The sequence below is a fragment of the Aequorivita sediminis genome (genome assembly GCF_032080575.2).
GTDB lineage: Bacteria > Bacteroidota > Bacteroidia > Flavobacteriales > Flavobacteriaceae > Aequorivita > Aequorivita sediminis.
This window is the reverse complement of sequence record NZ_JAVLSO020000060.1, coordinates 1-304: the sequence shown is the minus strand read 5'-3', so window position 1 is coordinate 304 and position 304 is coordinate 1. Positions and strand designations below refer to the sequence as shown.

The following is a 304-nucleotide window of genomic DNA, read 5'->3' as shown; positions in this document are numbered from 1 at the left end:
GGTGAGTTTGAGAACACAGCTAAGGTAGTTGGTACAACGCCTAGTAATACACAAGTAGATGATGAATCGGATAACTCAAGTTATGCAGGAAACAATCCAACAGTTGTAACCATCTGTACTGATGCGAGCATTGCACTTATTAAAACTTCAGATGTTGAAGTTGATCCAACCACTGGATGTTCAACACTCGAGGTTGGTGATGTAATTACCTATAGCTTCTCCGTTAAGAATACTGGAAACGTAACCCTAACCGATGTTATGGTAAGTGATTTAGTTGGAGGCGTTACTGTATCGGGAGGACCAA

The 304-nt window shown here is 41.1% G+C and carries 1 protein-coding gene; it reads left to right on the top strand.

All coding sequences use genetic code 11. The features are described 5' to 3' along the window. A partial coding sequence (locus RT250_RS13585) for a DUF7507 domain-containing protein (protein ID WP_313115436.1) occupies positions 1–304 on the top strand: 304 nt, incomplete at both ends.